Genomic DNA, 18,616 nt, shown 5'->3' on the forward strand with positions numbered 1-18,616 from the left:
GGCGGAATTGGCAGACGCGCTAGACTTAGGATCTAGTGTCTTTGACGTGGGGGTTCGAGTCCCTTCACCCGCACCATTCTTACTAACATTAGTGAATAGTACATAAAAGCAAAAAAGAGTTACCTCGTTGGAGGTAACTCTTTTTTCAGTAGTGCCAGGCACCCTCTTTTAGTCAAGTTGGTGAGGGGGGGCACCATTTTCGTGTTTTCGTGTTTTAGGTTCTGTAAAAAGTGTTGGCGTTGTATTTAAGTGGGTAATATTTGGGGGTGGTGGGCTTACTGGGTGGGTTGCATGAATATAATCCAATAGGGTCTGAATATCCTTTTTAGTAGCCAGTTGACTTTGTTCATCTAAAATGAGACCAAGCTGACCACTTACTTCCACAGTTGCCCATTTTACTTGACTGATGTGTTGGACATTCGATTGGCGTAAGCGCATTTCAAGTTGATCAACAGTTAGTCGTAATTTCTTTAAGTTTTTCGTATTTATAACACCGTCTTCTATAACAACGATGGCTTTTCCAGTAAAAAAGCTTTCAACCTTATCTGATTTCACTTGGAGAAATTCAATAAATATTAAAGTAAGAACGAGTAAAAGTGCTATTAAAAAGGTTATCCAAATATTGCGCTCACTTACAGGTTGAATCATTAAGTTTCCAATGGAAATCATAATTACTGTTTGTGAAACAGTCAATTGAGAGATTGATTTTCTGCCACCTAGTCTTAATATCATAATTCCAATAAAAACAATTATTATGGCTTTCCATACCCAATGAAAATCCAAAAAAATCCCTCCAACCCTCAAGTTCATTCGAGGATAGGTTATGCAAAAATAGTAAATTATACACAATGAGAGGTGGGAATAAGGTGTCACTAAAACTACGAAGAGGGTTATGTTATCTTATAGGACTTTTAATACTAGCAGTTGGAATTACATTTACGATAATTTCAAATCTTGGTGCAGGTGCTTGGGATGCACTAAGTGTTGGTTTGTCGACGCGTTTTGGTTTAACCGTAGGTACATGGGTCATCTTAATAGGAGTTATTTTAATTATAGTGAATGCTCTTTTGTCTTGGTCACGTCCAGAGATCCATTCATTAATTACTGTCATCATTTTAGGATATTTTATTGATTTTTGGCTTTTATTTGTGTTTCAAGATATCCGATTATCCGAGTTAGCTCTTCAAGCAGGTGTATTACTTTTAGGCGTTATTTTAATGGGAATTGGTATTTCTACATATCTACAAGCTGATTTTGCGATCATTCCAATTGATCGTTTTATGTTAAATTTAAAACGAATTTTTCGGTTACCATTAATGGGAGCAAAAACAGTAGCAGAGATAGTTGCTTTAGTCTTTGCCTTGCTTGTTGGAGGGCCAATTGGTGTTGGGACGATTGTTGTTACCTTAAGTATCGGCCCGCTTATACAGGTGTTCTTTAAGAGAGTAAAAAAAGTAGTTAATGTTTAATGTAAAGGCTTCGTAATGAAGTCTTTTTTAGATGGATAAATTTTTATAGATTGAAAAAACTAAGATCAAATCGCACAGTAGTTATCGAAAGAAGGAGGAAAAGTCGATGCGAAAGGTATCGCTATGTGTTTTTGTTTTACTTATATTTTTGTTGTTACCGTTAACGGGGTTAGCTGAAGAAAATAAAGAGGAAGAGAAGATTACAAAAATTCCTGATTACGTATTAGACATTTCAAAGGAAAATACGTATCCAAATCCTACACAAGATCTTCCATATTTACAACCAAGTGAATTAACGCAGGAGTTATTGGATTCATCAGAGGTAGAAATTACAAATCCAGAATTAATTCGATTATTAAACGAGTCATCAATTAATAATTCGAAAACAGCATTACTGTTCAAAGCGTCTATTTATTTAGGTCAATGGCCACTTAATTATGAATCAGGTAAGACGAACGTAAACTGGGAATATAACAGAGTGAATACTAACTATGTGGATAACCGTGGTGGACGTTCTCCGCAAAAGTTAACTTATACACAGGAGCAGCAAAAGAAAGTTTCAGGTGGATTAACGGCTGAAGTTCCGAACAGTGAAGAAGTAAAAAAGATGATGATGATGAAAGCAGCTGAAAAAACTGGCTTACCGTTAGCATTTGACACCATAATTGGTTACGGTACGAAAAAGGGACAAGTTTATAAAATTGCTCCTAAAAATGTAGGTTATTTATATTCTTATGTACCAGCAGCAAATGAAAAAGGTAAAGTTACGTATGGAGAGGTTTATTTAACAATTAAGAACGGGAAGAGAAAGCTTGAGGTAAAGAATGTGACCCAACAAGGTATTGGTGCTTGGATTCCTGTTCAGGATCATTTAAGCTTTAAGTTTTACACAGCTAATCAACCACGTTAATAATGTTTATATTCTTTATAAGCATATAATACTGGACGACGAAAAAGGAGTACCGACACATGAACGGTACTCCTTTTTAATTATATATTCGATTTATTGTTTTTAAAGGATACGTTTTGATAATAAGTATCTTTGACAAGAATGTTTGGCCCTAAGCATTTAACTGCTGGGCAATGACAGTTTAACTCGGCAGCGAGTGTAGAAGCATTCCACGTTTCATATGCTTTTTGTAATGGTGTTGTTTGGATGTTTCCTAATGGTGGTGCGTCACCAAAGTCTGTCACGATAATATTTCCATCGAAGATATTTACATTTAACCTTGAACGGCCATCTGGGTCGTTACGGACAGTGACATTTTTAGCAGAGTATAACCGTTTAAGTAGACGTAAATCTTCTTCATTGCTACTACACGCATAAAACGGTAGTGTTCCAAACAGCATCCATACAGCATCTTTTCTATAATCTAGAAGTCGATGCACGGCAGAACGGATTTCTTCAAGACTTGCTACTTGTAGACCACTCGCAAAGTCACTCGGATACATTGGGTGAACCTCATGGCGTTGGCAACCCATATCCACAATTTGCTGATGTATCTTTTCTAGATGTGGTAATGTCCGTTTATTTATCATCGTTTCAGCAGAGACCATGACTCCAGCTTTTGTTAATGCTTGTGTATTTTCAATCATCCGTTCAAAGTAGTTCGCACGTTGTTGATAACTAGGCTTTTTCTCCATAACAGCAAAGCCAATATCCACAAAGTCATCCACACTTCCATAGTTGTGTGAAATATGAAGAACATCTAGGTATGGAATAATTTTTTTGTACCTCGCCAAATCAAGGGTTAAATTTGAGTTTATTTGCGTCCTTACCCCACGTTCATGAGCATATTTTAATAAAGGAACGACGTACTCATTGACCGATTTTAAAGATAACATCGGTTCACCGCCTGTAATACTTAATGCCCTTAGGTGAGGTATTTCTTCTAGTCGGCGAATGAACAGATCTAATGGCAATGGTTCTGGATCTTTTGAAGTTAACGTATAACCAACGGCGCAATGTTCACAACGCATATTACAAAGTGTTGTTGTGGTAAATTCAACATTTGTCAGTAATGGTTTACCAAATTCCTCTATATCTAAATAAGCTTCCCAAGGATCATATGATGGTTGAATTTGTATCGTTTTTTGGTCAATCAAGTTAAGTAACTCCTTTTAATCGTTGTTTCATATCTATTAATCATAACTGAATTAAACAAATAGCAAAAGAACTATATTGAAAATACATTGAATTGCCAATACTAATACTGTATGAGAGAGTTTTTAACCAATTACAAGTGAAGCGGTATTTTCTTGAGTGTCTTTCATATTTTTGTTAAAGTTACGATGACATGAAATAAAGGAGAGATTTTGATGGGTGGAGCAGTAAACGATAAAAATGAGCAATTAAATTATTTAAATCAAAAAATACAAATGATTGGAGATTTACTGGATGCAATAGAACCAGAGGATACAACAGTTGAAGATATTGACCGTATTCTAGAGATGCTTGATCAACTAGAAGGCAAGTGTAAAGTGTTCCGCAATTCATGGGAATCAAAAGGAGCGGAGTAGGTTGTATTTATATTTTATTCGCCATGGTGAATCTGAAGGAAATAAATTAGGGATTATTCAAGGAACGAAGGACTTTTCCTTATCTGGCCTTGGTCAGAAGCAGGCAGAGCAGCTGGCTCGTTATTTAGAGAACCAGCAGCTTGATTATATCTATAGCAGTGATTTAACACGAGCTTATGAAACAGCTAGTGCTGTTGCAAATAGAAAGCAATTAACAGCTCATAAGTGGGATCAGTTAAGAGAGATCAATTTAGGTCCACTAGAGGGGAAAACACGTCAAGAGATATATGCCGAATATCCAGAAGTTAAGGAGCATTCAATTCTTACTTCGGGAGTGACAGGGACAGAAACTATAGCTGATATTACAGCGAGGTGTCATTATATAATAGATCAAATGAAGCTAGCTCATGAAGGTAAGCATGTTGCATTAGTAGCTCATGGTGGTTTAATTAGTATTGCGCTAATGTACATCTTATTAGGTGAGGACTGGCATTTGCACCATCGCCCTTTTCAAATCGAAAATACGAGCATTAGCTTAATAGAATTTAAGAGTGATCGACAGCCGCTCATTCATTATATAAATAAGACGATCCACTTAGAGCTAGATATTCTTAAAGGAAACGACTCATTACATAATAAAGAAGCCTAGCAACATAGAAGGGGGACGTTGTGAAAGCCTATGTGTTAATCATCATTGCCATCTTATTTTTTTCGGGGAACTTTATTGTGGGAAAGCTAATGGTAGGAAACATTCCTTCCTTTACTCTATCGTTTCTTCGATGTAGTCTTGCCTTCTTAATTATGGTTATTATTGCTCGAAATGATTGGAAGAATCATAGACAGATTTTACTTCTTAATTGGAAGCCAATCTATGCGTTGTCACTAACGGGAATTGTCATATTCATAGGCCTTGTTTATTTTTCTCTACATTACACAACGACTATTAATGCATCGATTGTAGAAGCGTCAACACCGATTTTTGCTTCAATTTTAGGGTTACTTTTATTAAAAGAGCGCCTCTTAGTATGGCAATATGTAGGTATTATCATTTCTTTTGTTGGCGTTCTTTGGATCGTGACAAACGGTTCAGTGCAACAATTGCTAGCCTTGCAATTTAACATTGGCGATTTAATGATGGTTGTTGCTGTTCTAGCGTGGTGCATCTATTCGATCCTCGTAAAAATACATATGGGTGGCCTACCGACGAAAGGAACACTGATGGTTATGCTTGGTATGGCATGTGTGACATTACTACCTTTTGTTGTAATTGAGTGGCTTATTTTAGACATCGCGATTGTATGGGATGCTCCGACAATTCTATCGGTTATATACCTCGGTATTTTCCCTTCTATTATTGCGATTATTTGTTGGAACAAAGGTGTCGAAGCTATTGGCGCCTCTAAGGCTGCAGTACTTTTAAATCTTATTCCTGTTTTTACAACGATCCAAGCGGTTCTAATATTAAAAGAAAGCATTTATATCGAGCAGTTATTTGGTGGACTTTTAGTTATTATTGGTGTCCTTGTAACAACAAAACTTAAATCGGAAATAAGGGTAAGAGAGCCGTTAAAATTAGGAAATTGATTAATGCGCTTTCATACCCCCTTTCGAAATTTTTTGACAAGGCGTATAATAGGAGATGTGTAAAAAATTCGTATCTGTAATTCCGAGGGGGAGAGAACAGGATGGAGAAATTTAAAGATAGTATGTACAAGCTGATTGTAGAGACATCTACGAATCTACCATACGATGTACGCCATGCGATCAAGGCGGCAAAAGCAAAAGAAAATGCAGGGACTCGTGCTGCATTATCACTATCAACGATTACTGAAAACATTCAAATGGCAGACGAGAAGATCTCGCCGATTTGCCAAGATACAGGTATGCCAACATTTGAAATTAAAGTGCCTGTTGGTGCTAACCAAATTAAGATGAAAAAAGCAATTAAAGAAGCAATCGTTCAAGCAACGAAAGATGGTAAGCTTCGCCCGAACTCTGTAGACTCACTAACTGGTGCAAACAGCGGTGACAATCTAGGTGAAGGAACACCTGTATTCCACTTTGAACAATGGGAAGAGGATTATATCGATGTTCGCTTAATTTTAAAAGGCGGCGGCTGTGAGAATAAAAACATTCAATACAGCTTACCGTGTGAACTTGAAGGGCTAGGCCGTGCAGGTCGTGATCTTGATGGAATTCGTAAGTGTATTATGCATTCGGTTTACCAAGCACAAGGACAAGGCTGTAGTGCTGGGTTCATCGGTGTAGGTATCGGTGGAGACCGTTCTGCTAGTTACTTATTAGCAAAAGAACAACTTTTCCGTACAGTTGATGATGTTAACCCGAACGAAGATCTTCGTAAACTAGAAGACTATGTAATGGATAATGCAAATACACTAGGAATTGGTACAATGGGCTTTGGTGGAGAAGCAACGTTACTTGGCTGTAAAGTTGGGACAATGCACCGTTTACCAGCAAGTTTCTTTGTATCTGTTGCTTATAACTGTTGGGCATTCCGTCGCTTAGGTGTGAAAGTTAATGCGGAGACAGGAGAAATTAACGAGTGGTTATATAAAGATGGTGAAAAAATCGACTTTGGTTCATTAGCAGAAGAAGAAGCTGCTGCAACAGCTGAAGTGACTTCTGATGTTCGTGAGGTGGTTTTACAAGCACCAATTACTGAAGAGCAAATTCGTGAGCTAAAAGTAGGTGACGTCGTTATTATTAACGGTATGATGCATACTGGACGTGACGCGATCCACCACCACTTAATGGACCACGATGCACCGATCGATTTAAACGGCGAAATCATCTATCACTGTGGACCAGTTATGCTGAAAGATGAAGAAGGCGAGTGGCACGTAAAAGCGGCTGGACCAACAACAAGTATTCGTGAGGAGCCTTACCAAGGTGACATCATGAAGAAGTTTGGTATCCGTGCTGTCATCGGTAAAGGCGGTATGGGACCGAAGACGTTAAAAGCTTTAGAAGAGCATGGCGGCGTGTACTTAAATGCAATCGGTGGAGCAGCTCAATACTATGCTGACTGTATTAAAAAAGTTAAAGGTGTAGATTTAATGGAATTCGGTATTCCTGAAGCGATGTGGCACCTAGAAGTAGAAGGATTTGCTGCAATCGTAACAATGGACTCACACGGAAACAGCTTACATGCAGATGTAGATAAATCTTCATTAGAAAAGCTAGCACAATTTGCTGATCGTGTATTTTAATAACGAACACACTAAAAAGTAGGTAAACATAAGTTTACCTACTTTTTTCGTTTAGGTGAAACCTTTTCTGAGATAATTCGTAATCAGTCATAAAGGGTTTTTCTTAATCTAAGCTTGGTTTAGTTTGAAAAGCGGAAAGGATATACCGATGGCACTTCAAAAGCACCATAAACAAATGGCGGTCTTTCTATTTTGGTCAGGTAGTATTTTATATTTTATAGGGTTGATCGTTCTATTCTACGGTACACAGGGTATATCTTTAGACAAGATTTTAATTTACTTTATTACGTTTGGTCTTGGGACGATCACATTGCTACTAGCTTATTGGCGAGTAAAGCAAATGAACGAAACTGCATCTCAGATGGATACTGTCGTGAATACGGAAGAATTTTTTAAAGCGAGACGGTTAATGTTTGTTTCGTCAGTAAGCTTAAGGGAGCCGTATACCTTTTACACATTAGATGGAAATGTCGTTGCAAAGTTTCAGGAAGAAGTTATGTCAGCACAACAATTTTTACGGTTGATTGTGAATATCGTCTTTCCTTTTAATGTGTTCCCGCTCGTTATGTATTTAAAGGCTGGCAAGCGGACACTAACGGTCGAGAAACGAGGTGGTTTTTTTCGTCCTTTTGAAGTTTACGATGAACACCGTAAGCTTTTAGGAAAATTTGAATTAGGTAAGAAAATTATTGCTCGTTACACATTAAATATCTTTGACGAAAAAGGCCAATACTTAGCAAATATAAATGATGTAAGTACACAATCAGCATATACAGTCAAATTAAAAGATGAAAAAGAAGCTATGTTTATTCGAATTGGCGGTATACCAACAGAGGCACTTCAATTGTTTGGAACGATCGAAGGGGATATTGTCGATATTGAACGCGAGCATTTAACTGAAGAAGAGTTCTTACTAATGATTATAACACCACTAATTATTAAATATACGACAGCAAGATAGCACACTTTCCTAAGAGCTGAACGAGGTTCTGCATAGTTTTTTATTTGTGTGAAAAGCTAATAAAAAACTTAGGGGAGTTAGGTGTTGAAAATGAAAAAACTACTTACGTTTATAGCTATCATCGCGTTCATTTTTACTGGTCTAGGTTCGGCACAGGCCTACGACACAAAAGTTTACCACTGGAATTATAAACCAGAGAAAGATAATAAACCAGTTACGACTGAACCCCATTACTTACAATTACTTGAAAAGTACGGTGGCTATTTTATTGGTGATACAACAAAGAAAGAGCTGTATTTGACTTTTGATAATGGTTATGAAAATGGTTACACGGCAAAAGTATTAGATGTATTAAAAGAAAAAAAGGTGCCTGCAACGTTTTTCGTAACTGGACATTACTTAAAAAATGAGGCAGACCTCGTAAAGCGGATGGTAAATGAAGGGCATATCGTCGGAAATCACTCTTGGCATCATCCGAGTTTGCCTGAAGTTAGTGAAGCGAGGTTAAAGGAAGAACTTGAAAAAGTAAAAAAAGAGTATGCAAACATAACTGGCCGTCATGATATGAATTATTTAAGACCACCAAGAGGTACATTTAGTGAAAAATCGTTAGCTCTTTCGAATGATTTAGGTTATACGAATGTATTTTGGTCAATGGCATACAAGGATTGGGAAGTCGATAAACAAAAGGGCGCCGATTATGCCTACAATCAAATCATGAGAAGAATTCACCCGGGTGCCATTATGCTTCTACATTCTGTTTCAAAAGACAATGCCGAGGCATTAGGGCGTGTCATAGATGATTGTCGTAAGCAAGGATACACGTTTAAAAGCCTAGATGAATTGTTATTAGAGAGATTGATGATGGAGCAAGCTCGAAATAATACATCTTCATAAAAATGATATAAGCTGATAGTTCAAAAAAAAAAGGCTGACAAATGTGTCAGCCTCTTGCTTATAGTAATCTCTAGTTGGCAAAGCTTTCTTGACCAATTGCTTCTGCAATCGTTTCTAATGTAGTAACATCGGTAACGTCAAAGGCAATCGCCTGCATGCTTCTAACAATCATGACTCCAATTTTTTGTCCCATTGAATTGGTAATTGGAAACTTTAATTCAGCATTACTTTCCCACTGGAGATCATCTTCGTCTGATGCAGCGACTAATTTGCTTGAACCCTCTTCGAAAATTAGGATACCGACCCAATCTATGTATGGGACTTCACTCACTAAACTTTCACAAGTTTTCTCAAAAACAGATTGAAGGCTCATTTTTTTGTATACATGGGCCATTATTTGTAGGGAAGCTACATCTGTTGCAATCGACATGAATATCTCTCCTTCGCAGAACGTTTTACTTCTCTTATTGTAGCAAATTCTATACGTTTACGAACTAGTAAGTTTAGGCAGTGTTGGAGAGGCATGCTATAATAATAGAACAATTTTCATGAAATGACGGAGTGAACCAAATGACAGATAAAAAAACTGAAACTATAACGATTAAAATAGGCCAACAATTTCCACTGACGATTAAGAGGCTCGGTATTAATGGGGAAGGGGTAGGCTTTTTCAAAAAAAAGATCGTCTTTGTTCCAGGAGCACTACCAGGAGAGATTGTAGTGGCTGAAGTAACGAAAGTAAACCCTAAATTTGCTGAAGCTAAAATTAAAAAGATGAGAAAACCATCAGCGGATCGCATCAACCCGCCTTGTCCAATATACGATAAATGTGGTGGGTGCCAACTTCAGCATTTAAGCTATGAGGCACAACTACGTGAAAAGAAAGATATCGTTAGACAAGCATTTGAGCGCCATACGAAGATCATCCCAGATAAGTTACCATTGAATGATACAATTGGAATGGAAGAGCCTTGGAATTACCGGAATAAAAGTCAATTACAGGTAGGAAAGCATAAAGAAAAAGTGTTAGCAGGACTTTACGGTATGAACTCTCATCAATTGATTGATATATCAGACTGTATGATACAGCACCCAATGACGAATACAGTCACACAACAAGTGAAGAGAATACTAGAGGATCTAAACATTTCAATCTATAACGAGAAAAAGCATAAAGGAATTATTCGCACGATTGTAACTCGTGTTGCTTTTGCGACTGGTCAAATTCAACTCGTGTTAATCACAACACAACAAGAAATTCCGAAAAAAGAGTTACTCATTGACGAGATCAAGAGGAGGATACCTGAAGTTACGTCCATCCTCCAAAACGTAAATGGAAAGAGAACATCATTAATTTTTGGCGATGAGACGATCCATTTAGCTGGAGAAGAAGTCATTCAAGAAACACTAGGTGATGTTTCCTTTGAGCTATCAGCTAGGGCCTTTTTCCAGCTTAACCCCATTCAAACTGTAAAGCTATATGACGAAGTAAAAAAAGCTGCACAGCTTACGGGTAAAGAAAAAGTCGTCGATGCCTACTGCGGGGTAGGTACGATCGGAATGTGGGTTGCAAAAGAAGCAGGAGAAGTAAGAGGAATGGACGTCATTGCTGAAGCAATCGATGATGCGAACGCCAACGCCAAAAAACATGGGATCAGTAACGCACGTTATGTCGTTGGGCCAGCTGAAAAGCTCCTTCCAAAATGGGTCAAAGAAGGTTGGAAACCAGACGTTGTCATCGTCGACCCACCTCGTACAGGATGTGACGATGCCTTGTTACGCACTATTATTGAGGTGAAACCGAAGAAAATGGTGTATGTCTCCTGTAATCCGTCTACACTGGCGAAAGATGTTAATCAGTTGATGAAGGCTGGGTTTAAGTTGAAGTCGCTTCAGCCAGTGGATATGTTTCCGCATACCTCGCACGTGGAATGTATCTCGCAACTCATTTTAAAAGAAGGCAACTAACCCTTATGGGCGTTGCCTTTTTACGTTTTTTGTAATGGATATGAAAAGAACTTGGAGAACTTCAAGGGAAATATGCTTTAACTCTAGGGATGCGACGTTATTTACACAGAAGGTTTCTCTTGTTCTATTTTTTCCGCCACAGCGATAGTCATTTTGATTTGCTTTAACCACATTCCCTTTTCGCATTTATAGAACATTTGTAAGGAGGTGTTTTTTTGGAGTAGTTGCTTTTCTTGTTCGGTTGGCCATCATCTCTTGAACAGTTTAAACGTTTCTTTGGAAATGGTGCGATACTTGAATAAGCTTATTTTTAATGCACTAGCTATATTGCTTTACCGCGGTGGGGGGACTTTTTTTGTATTCTTTAAGCGCCAAAACAAATGCTAAGTTAAACATTTCCAGTAGTTATGGAGGACCTGAAGGCTGGACCATCGCAACCAATCTTTCTCTTGATCATCGATACGTTAATGACAACGCCTTTAGAAGAAGCGGTGCAAACAGGTTGCCTGATAATGGCCATGCATCGATGGGCTCATTTTTTACTAAGCTTAATAAACTTTTTGTGTAGTGTTTTTATCATACCGCTTATAAAACGACACTAGTTATCCTCATCAACTTCTTTTCCAATAATAATTCTTTAAATAAATCCCTTCACCTTTCTATAGAAACTACAAATCTTCCCCTGAATTTGAAAAACATATTTTCCTTTTCGACATATAATGTATGGTTTATGTGGTTTACTTTTTTATCAATATTAAATTTAATAATGGAGGTTATGTGATGAAATTCTTTTTACCTTTTGTAGCTGGACTGCTGTTGTTTTTTCTAATTGGGTGCGGCAATTCTCCAGCGGAGGAAGCAGGTAAAGAGGCCAATGATCCCAAAGTAGAGGAAACAACAGAAGAACAAGATTCTGAAGCTAACCCACAAGAACCGAGGAATGATGGAACTTCAGAAGCAGGAGAGCAAGAGATAGAGAATTTAGCAATGATGCCAGACGAAGAGCAAATGATTCAAGTGGTTAAAGATAATTTGCTAGCTGCTAATAATAAAAATATTGATGATTATATGGCTACTATACATGTAGAGTCCCCCGTATATCAATCGACGCGGGATACCACGTTAGAAATATTTAGTGTTTATGATTTAGAGTACTCTTTTGTTGAAATCGAGGTCATTGACGTTTCTGGAGATACAGGGGAAGTATGGTTTATTCAAACAACGCGAAAAATAAATGGCCCTGAATTTAATGACAACCAAATAGAAGGTATTAATATTATGAAAAAGTATAATGATGAGTGGAAGATATACAATACAGAAGTTCTAGACATTGTTTATTTGGACTCAGAACAAGGAGAAGCCAATGCTGGAGCGTCTACAAATAGGGAAGATGCTCACATAATAGCAGAATTTTTTGCCATGGCAATTCCGTTAGTTGACGAAATAAACGGAAATACCCCTGGTCAGGTAATTCCGAATGACACATATGCTTTTATTAACCAACACCCCGATTTATTCCCTGCAACGGAAGAAACTATAGAAAAAGGGCTAGACTTAATAAATATTAAAATTGACTACCGTCATTTGTCCAAAAGCTTACATGATTATACTTCAACAATGTTTTTTGATGCAGGCTATGTCATCGAAATTTATGAGAATTTTATACCAGATATTAATGATTATCTGTCTGAGCTTCTCGTCATAACGAATTACGGCGAAGTTTATCAGATAATTTATCCTGGCCCGCTAGACGGTGTGTTTTATGATGATTATGTAGAATTCATCGGCTTACCAGTAATTCACTCGAGATTTGCCAACTTGGGTGGTGGATATACGAATGTCATTGTTGTCATTGCTAGTCATGTGGAATAAAAGCATAGAATGTTGAGAGGCGTTAGGTAAAATGTGACTATAACATTAAAGGTAAAATTCACTGAGAAAAGACCGTCGGTACGTCCCCGTAGATCCTAATAATCTATGACAGGGATTTTGGGAATTGTTAGATGTTTATCCAATCTATTTCACCTCAACAATCTTTTATCTAATAAATAATGAATTAACTAGCTTCTGGGACTTTACTGAAGAACAATATAACATATTAGAAGCTATGCTTGTTAATGCGTAAAACACAACAACACCCCATGTGTTGCCACATACTGGACATGTGGAGTGTGTAGCAAGGATATATAGGACTTAAAAAAACGTTGATATAGGCTCCCATTTCGTGCTAATCGTGAAAGTTCTTTTGCAATAATTACATCAAACTTTCTTTTCTTAGCATCCTCAATTAATTTTTGGAGATTATCACGCTTTGCAGTTGTACCAGATTCGATATCAATGTAAAAATCATGAATAGTCCAAGATTGTTCTTTGATGTAATTTACAAATAAATTCTTTTGATTTTGGATAGAAGGCTTTTGTTCTTCTTTATCTGTTGAAACCCTTATATATGCAGCACACCTCATATTAGTATTCCCCTTTGATGAGATGTAATTACTCTATTTTTCCTTGTATGTTATTAATTTTAAAAAAACAGAATATTAGGTCAACAAAAAAACATCCTTATATTTGGATTAACGGATTCAGTTTGAGAAATAACAAAAAGCAATAGAAATAGCATACCAATTCGCAAATTATTTGGTACGCTTGTTTTTTGATAGTATATCAACGTATTATTAAAATTCCCACTAAAATCAGCAGATGTACCGTGTTATTTTTAGAGGAACCTAATCTTTAGTTATTATGTAATAGTAATTTGATGGTAGGGTTAGCAAGGACAATGTTTTTCAACTAACGCATCCCATATATACAGTATCAGCAAAAAAACATTGATGTGATGCACCCTTTATCTTTGTTTATATGTATTCATAGATAAGCGTTTAAGGACTTGACTTGGAGCCTCTGTGGGTACGATTTGTCTTGAAAGGCTGAAGCAGTTGTTTCATCAGGCAAACGAGCCTATCATACCCACCTCTCCAAGTAAAGTCCTATCGTTGTTTACGTTGAAAACTATAAATACTACTTACTGAAACTATCCCTTTTATTGACCCATTAAATGAAATAAGAAGTAGACATTGATGTATTGTTTTTAATTAAAGCTGTAAATACAGTAAAATGTATAACTGTATTTACAGCTATTTTCACCTCTAATGGGAACAATAAAGCAATAACTTCTAGTATGTGTGTTAGCATACACTTATAAGTTCGGTAGAAATTTGCTCTATTTTATCGTAAATCTTCTTTTGTATATAAGAGAGATATTAATTTAATCCCTTCTAGCTTTACGTGCGAGGACATTTCCGAGTGATTGAATACCTTGTACGAACAGGATGAGTACTAGACAAGTAGAGATGACGACAAAAGTATCAAATCGTTGATATCCATAAGATATTGCGAGATCTCCAACTCCACCGGCACCAACAACACCAGCCATAGCCGTCGCTCCAATAAGCCCGATGGTCGCTGTTGTAATACTCAAGATAAGTGATCCAAATGCTTCTGGTAATAAAAAGTACCAAATGATCTGAAAAGGTGTCGCCCCCATGGCTTCTGCAGCCTCCACAATCCCCGGGTTAACTTCAAGTAGTGAGTTTTCAACTAGTCTTCCAATGTAAGGCGCAATATATAATGTTAAAGGTACAATTGCTGCACTTGTTCCAATGGATGTATTCACAATAAGTTTCGTTAATGGAATAATAGCAACAAGTAAAATAATAAAAGGTAAGGATCGAACAATATTAATAACTGGATTTAATATACCATACACCCATTTGTTTTCAATAATGCCATTTGGTCGAGTTATTACTAACAAAATTCCTATTGGAATACCAATTAGAGATCCTAGCAATAAGGAAACACTGACCATATGTATCGTTTGATAGATTGCTAACATAAATTGCTCAGAAGTTATCGTTGTTGAAATCACTAGTTATCCATCTCCTTTACGATTACATCATGCTTCTGCAAGAAATTAATGATCTCTTTTATTTCTAATTCATCTGCGTTTAACTGAAGGATCATTGTTCCTATTAAAGTTCCTTGAATTTCGGTTGTATTTGCTAACAGAATATTGGTTTTCACATTAAATCTTTCAATTAAGGAGTGAAGTATTGGCTCTAAAGAACTTTGTTTTAAGAAATTCAATTTTAGTAAACGATGGGATTTATCGTTAATAATCGCTTGTTTCATCGTACTAGGGATGTCTGTTTGAATGACAGTACTAACGAAATTTTGAGTTGTCAGATGCTGGGGGTTTCCAAAGACGTCAAGAACCGATCCTTGCTCAATAATTTCTCCCTTTTCCATTACAGCAACATGATCACAAATCTTTTTCACTACATCCATCTCATGTGTGATCATCAACACTGTAATCCGGTACTCTTCATTAATTTTTTTTAGAAGTTTCAAAATAGAATCTGTTGTTTGAGGATCTAGAGCTGATGTTGCCTCATCACACAACAAAATAGAAGGATTGGATGCTAGCGCACGAGCGATACCTACTCGCTGTTTTTGTCCACCTGATAATTCATTAGGATAATTGGTTGCTTTTTCTTCTAATCCAACAAATTCTAATAACTCCTCCACACGCTTTCGAATTTTTTGTTTATCTTGTTTTATGAGTACAAGTGGTAAAGCGACATTATCAAAGACGGTCCTTGTTTCTAATAGATTAAAATGCTGAAAAATCATACCGATTTGCTTTTTTTTGTTACGAAGCTGCTTCGTATTATAAGAAGCTAAATCAACGCCATCAATGAGTACCTGTCCTTCTGTTGGCTTTTCAAGATAGTTAACAAGGCGGACTAATGTACTTTTTCCAGCGCCACTATAACCAATAACACCTAAAATTTTTCCTTTTTCAACTTTCAAGTTGATATTTTTTAATGCAGTAATTGTCGATGTTTTCTGCAAAAATGTCTTCGTTATATTTTTTAATTCAATCATGCCAAATTTCATCTCCTTCTAATTGAAAGATAATCCTTAGTAATCAGATATGTTTTAATGATTATGGTAGCGTTCTTTTCCTTTTCTGTCAATTTAATTTAAAATTGAAAAATTAATTGACGAATTGTGGAAATGGTGCTAATATCTTATCATTCCGATTAAACAACTATGATTTAAAGGATATCAAAAATTAGCGGATAAGATGGAGAGGGGAAAAGGTTATTATGAAGAAATTAGTATTTGTTATGCTTGCAGGATTATTACTATTTGTTACTGCTTGCTCAAGTAATGAAAAGGTAGATTCGCAGGCTGAAAATGAAGACAAAAAAGAAATTAATGTAGGCTTCGGAGTAGGTACATATGAAGAACAATTTCGAAATGGAATTTTGCCTATATTAGAAGAGAAGGGTTACAAAGTAAATATTAAAACATTCTCTCAAAATATGCAGGTAAACCCAGCAATGGATGAAGGATCTCTAGACGCAAGTGTGTTTCAAAGTACGGCCTACATGGAAGGGATTAATGAACAATTGAAAATGAATATGACAGGAGTTGCTTTTGTTCCAAGTGCTCCGCAAGGGTTATATTCAACTCGACATACAAGTCTAGATGCTGTAGGGGATGGAACAACAGTTGCTTTTCCAAATGATCCTGTGAATCAGGAACGTGCTGCAAGAATTCTTGAGGAATTAGGATGGATAACCGTTGATGAAAATGCAGGAACAACAGATTTTAATGTAAATAGCATTAAACCAGGTGCATATGATATTGAGATTGTAGTATTAGACCCTGCGCAAATTTTAGTTTCATTAGATGATGTGGATTTTGGAGTTGTTAACGGTAATTATATTGCAAATGCAAACCGTAAAATTACAGAAGCATTAAAAATTGAAAATACACCTAAAGAACATCGTATTATTGTTTCCATTAATAAAGAGGATGAGGGTGCACAATGGGCGAAGGATTTAATTGCAGCCTATGAGTCACGAGAATTCGAAGACTATATCCATAGTGAAGAAAAATACGATGGATTTATTCTGCCAGAGGCTTGGGAATATAACTAAATAGGTGTTTAATAAAGAATAGGGTATCTCAAAAGGTAAAATCACCTTTTGGGACACCCTATTTTAACAAATCGCTGTCAAGGGGAGAAATGAGTATGGATCTTTTTATAAAAACGGATGAACAAGAGAGGCTGATTGAAAAAATTAATGAATTAATCCCAACTTTTCAAAAGAGAGAACCGGAATTAGACGAACTAGGATCTTTTCCTTTTCAAAATATAGAAGACCTTAAAATGATTGATTATCATACTTTAACATTGCCGAAAGAATATGGTGGACAGGGATTCGGTTTGTATGAATTTATCTTAGGTCAAGAAGCTATTTCAAAAGGCTGCGGCTCGACAGGTCTTTCCATTGGATGGCATACTGGAACTGTTTTAGAGTACGCGGAAAATCGTCATTGGTACGAAGATGCTGCAAGTTGGGTTTTAGAGGATGTCAAGAATGGAGCCCTTATTAACACAGCGGCTTCAGAAAATAATGCCGGTAGTCCAACTCGTGGTGCTCTTCCGAGAACAACAGCAGTTCTCGAAGGAGATGAGTGGATAATTAATGGAGAAAAAACATACACTTCTTTGTCCCCTGTTCTTGATTATTTCTTTGTTACGGCAACAAAGGATAATGAAGAAGTGATGACGGTTATCATTCCAAAAACATCTCCAGGTGTCTCGATCGATGAATCATGGGATATGTTAGCGATGCGAGGAACCGCAAGTCATACACTTGTTTTAGAAAATGTAAGAATTCCTAAATCTCATATTTTGAAAGATCCTAAATTAAAAAAAGTGAAAGCAAATGGATGGTTACTTCACATACCTGCTTGCTATTTAGGAATTGCAGCAGCAGCTAGAGATTATGCCATTGAGTTTGCTACATCATATGTTCCATTATCACTTGGGAAGCCAATTGCGGAAGTTCCACATATTAAACAAACGATTGGTGAAATTGAATATGAGCTATCAACGGCAAGACATCTTCTATACGGAACCATTGAACGTTATGAGCGAGCAGAAAACAAAGGAGACTATGAAGAAGCCTTAAGTATTAATAAAATAGCGATTACTCATGCTGCGATTAACATCGTTGATAAAGCAATGAAAATTGTCGGGTCAAGAGCACTGTCCGCCTCAAATCCGATGCATCGTTATTATTTGAATGTTAGGGCGAGTTTATATAATCCGCCAATGGAAGACTTAGTTAAAAATCAATTAGCTAGTCGTGCGATTCAATCTTTTTATAAAAAGTATGGAAAATGATGAATATAGGGGGATGTGAGGAGTGGTTGTAGTAAAAGGTTTCTATCTTTTACTACAACCTTTTTTAAACTGGAGGTACGGGGAGATTTCAAATGGTTGATTTATTAGGCGGCAAGGCTATTTTTTCACTACTTATAAGTAGGCTTATGTTAGTTTTAGAGATAGTAATTATCGTAATTGTTTGGGTAATACTATATATCTTTTTAGCACTTAGAAGAAGCCTTGTGTTTTATAGAAAAGCAAAGCGAACTAGTTTAAGCAAGCTGAAACATTGAATATTCAGGGGGAGTCTCGACTCCCCCTGAAT

Annotated in this window: 19 protein-coding genes; 13 read left to right on the plus strand and 6 right to left on the minus strand. The window is 36.7% G+C overall.

Translation table 11 applies throughout. The features are described 5' to 3' along the window. Nucleotides 1-168: 168 nt before the first annotated feature. Nucleotides 169-783 carry a DUF421 domain-containing protein gene (locus tag GKP30_RS17625; RefSeq protein ID WP_216830785.1) on the minus strand — a complete coding sequence of 205 codons (615 nt, stop codon included), beginning with the start codon at nucleotides 781-783 and terminating at the stop codon, nucleotides 169-171. Nucleotides 784-866: 83 nt separating this feature from the next. Here GKP30_RS17625 and GKP30_RS17630 point away from each other — a divergent pair, with 83 nt between their 5' ends. Next, nucleotides 867-1,469, plus strand: coding sequence for a YczE/YyaS/YitT family protein (locus tag GKP30_RS17630; RefSeq protein WP_236035172.1), 603 nt, complete (start codon nucleotides 867-869; stop codon nucleotides 1,467-1,469). 106 nt (nucleotides 1,470-1,575) lie between these two features. Further along, complete coding sequence (locus tag GKP30_RS17635) at nucleotides 1,576-2,379, plus strand: YfkD famly protein (protein WP_216830787.1); 804 nt, start codon at nucleotides 1,576-1,578, stop codon at nucleotides 2,377-2,379. Nucleotides 2,380-2,459: 80 nt separating this feature from the next. Here GKP30_RS17635 and yfkAB read toward each other — a convergent pair whose 3' ends face one another. Further along, nucleotides 2,460-3,572: a radical SAM/CxCxxxxC motif protein YfkAB gene (gene yfkAB, locus GKP30_RS17640; protein ID WP_216830840.1), complete on the minus strand. Its 1,113-nt coding sequence runs from the start codon at nucleotides 3,570-3,572 to the stop codon at nucleotides 2,460-2,462. Nucleotides 3,573-3,788: 216 nt separating this feature from the next. Here yfkAB and GKP30_RS17645 point away from each other — a divergent pair, with 216 nt between their 5' ends. From GKP30_RS17645 to pdaA, 6 genes are all read left to right on the plus strand, one after another. After that, nucleotides 3,789-3,989, plus strand: a complete 201-nt coding sequence (locus tag GKP30_RS17645) for an SE1561 family protein (protein ID WP_216830788.1) — start codon at nucleotides 3,789-3,791, stop codon at nucleotides 3,987-3,989. A 1-nt stretch (nucleotide 3,990) separates the two neighbouring features. Continuing rightward, nucleotides 3,991-4,638: a histidine phosphatase family protein gene (locus GKP30_RS17650; protein WP_216830789.1), complete on the plus strand. Its 648-nt coding sequence runs from the start codon at nucleotides 3,991-3,993 to the stop codon at nucleotides 4,636-4,638. 20 nt (nucleotides 4,639-4,658) lie between these two features. Next, nucleotides 4,659-5,573, plus strand: coding sequence for a DMT family transporter (locus GKP30_RS23915; protein ID WP_216830790.1), 915 nt, complete (start codon nucleotides 4,659-4,661; stop codon nucleotides 5,571-5,573). A gap of 101 nt (nucleotides 5,574-5,674) precedes the next feature. Next, the gene (locus GKP30_RS17660) at nucleotides 5,675-7,219 is read left to right on the plus strand and encodes a fumarate hydratase (RefSeq protein ID WP_216830791.1); all 1,545 of its coding nucleotides are present in this window, start codon (nucleotides 5,675-5,677) and stop codon (nucleotides 7,217-7,219) included. Nucleotides 7,220-7,367: 148 nt separating this feature from the next. After that, nucleotides 7,368-8,180: a hypothetical protein gene (locus tag GKP30_RS17665; protein ID WP_216830792.1), complete on the plus strand. Its 813-nt coding sequence runs from the start codon at nucleotides 7,368-7,370 to the stop codon at nucleotides 8,178-8,180. A 90-nt stretch (nucleotides 8,181-8,270) separates the two neighbouring features. Continuing rightward, nucleotides 8,271-9,077 (plus strand): delta-lactam-biosynthetic de-N-acetylase, encoded by an 807-nt coding sequence (gene pdaA, locus GKP30_RS17670; RefSeq protein ID WP_216830793.1) that lies wholly within the window; start codon nucleotides 8,271-8,273, stop codon nucleotides 9,075-9,077. Between the two features lie 70 nt (nucleotides 9,078-9,147). Here the strand turns inward: pdaA and GKP30_RS17675 are convergent, their stop codons facing one another. Further along, nucleotides 9,148-9,507: a GAF domain-containing protein gene (locus GKP30_RS17675; RefSeq protein ID WP_216830794.1), complete on the minus strand. Its 360-nt coding sequence runs from the start codon at nucleotides 9,505-9,507 to the stop codon at nucleotides 9,148-9,150. 140 nt (nucleotides 9,508-9,647) lie between these two features. On the opposite strand from GKP30_RS17675, the gene rlmD reads away from it, so the two are divergent. The 3 genes from rlmD to GKP30_RS17690 all read left to right on the plus strand — a co-directional run bounded on the left by rlmD (nucleotide 9,648) and on the right by GKP30_RS17690 (nucleotide 12,917). Further along, nucleotides 9,648-11,045, plus strand: a complete 1,398-nt coding sequence (gene rlmD / locus GKP30_RS17680) for a 23S rRNA (uracil(1939)-C(5))-methyltransferase RlmD (protein WP_216830795.1) — start codon at nucleotides 9,648-9,650, stop codon at nucleotides 11,043-11,045. Between the two features lie 355 nt (nucleotides 11,046-11,400). Continuing rightward, on the plus strand, nucleotides 11,401-11,613 hold the full coding sequence (locus GKP30_RS17685) for a hypothetical protein (protein ID WP_216830796.1): 213 nt from the start codon (nucleotides 11,401-11,403) through the stop codon (nucleotides 11,611-11,613). Between the two features lie 212 nt (nucleotides 11,614-11,825). Next, nucleotides 11,826-12,917: a hypothetical protein gene (locus GKP30_RS17690; protein WP_216830797.1), complete on the plus strand. Its 1,092-nt coding sequence runs from the start codon at nucleotides 11,826-11,828 to the stop codon at nucleotides 12,915-12,917. 242 nt (nucleotides 12,918-13,159) lie between these two features. On the opposite strand, the gene GKP30_RS17695 is transcribed toward GKP30_RS17690, so the two are convergent. The 3 genes from GKP30_RS17695 to GKP30_RS17705 form a co-directional block, all read right to left on the minus strand. Further along, nucleotides 13,160-13,510: a recombinase family protein gene (locus GKP30_RS17695; RefSeq protein ID WP_216830798.1), complete on the minus strand. Its 351-nt coding sequence runs from the start codon at nucleotides 13,508-13,510 to the stop codon at nucleotides 13,160-13,162. An 800-nt stretch (nucleotides 13,511-14,310) separates the two neighbouring features. Continuing rightward, nucleotides 14,311-14,937, minus strand: coding sequence for a methionine ABC transporter permease (locus GKP30_RS17700; protein ID WP_216830841.1), 627 nt, complete (start codon nucleotides 14,935-14,937; stop codon nucleotides 14,311-14,313). A 32-nt stretch (nucleotides 14,938-14,969) separates the two neighbouring features. Continuing rightward, nucleotides 14,970-15,989: a methionine ABC transporter ATP-binding protein gene (locus GKP30_RS17705; RefSeq protein ID WP_216830799.1), complete on the minus strand. Its 1,020-nt coding sequence runs from the start codon at nucleotides 15,987-15,989 to the stop codon at nucleotides 14,970-14,972. A gap of 224 nt (nucleotides 15,990-16,213) precedes the next feature. Between GKP30_RS17705 and GKP30_RS17710 the strand changes: the two genes are divergently transcribed. Next, nucleotides 16,214-17,053, plus strand: a complete 840-nt coding sequence (locus GKP30_RS17710; protein ID WP_216830800.1) for a MetQ/NlpA family ABC transporter substrate-binding protein — start codon at nucleotides 16,214-16,216, stop codon at nucleotides 17,051-17,053. A 95-nt stretch (nucleotides 17,054-17,148) separates the two neighbouring features. Next, nucleotides 17,149-18,309, plus strand: a complete 1,161-nt coding sequence (locus tag GKP30_RS17715; RefSeq protein WP_407928634.1) for an acyl-CoA dehydrogenase family protein — start codon at nucleotides 17,149-17,151, stop codon at nucleotides 18,307-18,309. The last annotated feature ends 307 nt before the right edge of the window (nucleotides 18,310-18,616 follow it).

It is taken from the genome of Alkalihalobacterium elongatum, assembly GCF_019024285.1.
Classification (GTDB): Bacteria; Bacillota; Bacilli; order Bacillales; family Bacillaceae_F; genus Alkalihalobacterium; species Alkalihalobacterium elongatum.